The sequence below is a fragment of the Mesorhizobium sp. M7A.F.Ca.AU.002.02.1.1 genome, from assembly GCF_003998535.1.
GTDB classification, from domain to species: domain Bacteria; phylum Pseudomonadota; class Alphaproteobacteria; order Rhizobiales; family Rhizobiaceae; genus Mesorhizobium; species Mesorhizobium ciceri.
This window is the reverse complement of the sequence record NZ_RZPB01001278.1, coordinates 1-1,008: the sequence shown is the minus strand read 5'-3', so window position 1 is coordinate 1,008 and position 1,008 is coordinate 1. Positions and strand designations below refer to the sequence as shown.

Sequence of the window (1,008 nt, the reverse complement as noted above, 5' to 3'; positions counted from 1 at the left end):
GGATGAGATCGCCGAGATCGCCGCAACCACAAGCCTCAGCCATTCGACGATCTCGGCGATCTCATCCGACCTGATCGTCGAAGGTATCCTGACCGAAAGCAAGCCGAGCGAGGCCGGCTCGCTCAAACGCGGCCGTCCGCAGGTCGGCCTCAGCCTCAATCCGGAAGCGGCCGCGGTAATGACCGTGGTGCTGTCGCTGAACTTCCTCTCGGTCGCCGTCATCGACTATGCCGGCCAGGTAATATCCGAGGAACAGCGCCGGCTCGACACGCTGACGATGTCGCGCGACTCGCTGATCGGTGAGTGCACGGCAATCGTGCGGCGCCGCCTGGAAGATCCCGACCTGGACGTGCGCAGCATCGCCCGTATCGCGCTGGCCGTCCAGGGCATCACCGACACCCGTGCCCGCGCCATGCTGTGGTCGCCGATCACGCCGCACACCGACATCGCCTTCGCCGACATATTCGAAGACGAGTTCGGCATCCCAGCCATTATGGAGAACGATTGCAACATGATGGCGGTGGCGCTGCGCTGGCGCGACCCCGATCGTTACCGCGACGATTTCATCGCTATCCTTTTGTCGCACGGCATCGGCATGGGGCTGGTGCTGAAGGGCGAATTGTTCACCGGCACCCATTCCTCGGGCGGCGAATTCGGCCACATGATTCATCGGCCGAACGGGGCGCTGTGTCGCTGCGGACGGCGCGGCTGCGTCGAAGCCTATGCCGGCAATTATGCCATCTGGCGCAACGCGCGGCAGATGGGCGAGGATGCAGAACCCGTCGCCGATGTCAGCGATGCCGACATGCGCGCCCTGGCTGCCGCCGCCCGCGAAAGGGACGGACCCGAACGGGAAGCCTATCGCAAGGCCGGCGAAGCGCTCGGCTACGGCCTCGGCAGCCTGTTCGCGCTGATCGATCCGGCGCCGGTCGCCATGGTCGGCGTCAGCGCCGCCGCCTTCGACCTGATCGAGCCGGCATTGCGGCAAGCGATTGCCCAGACCGCCGG

At 65.8% G+C, this 1,008-nt stretch carries 1 protein-coding gene; it reads left to right on the top strand.

Translation table 11 applies throughout. From position 1 onward, the window contains the following. Positions 1–1,008 (top strand): ROK family protein (locus EN879_RS37110; protein ID WP_164774903.1); only part of this gene is annotated, 1,008 nt, incomplete at both ends.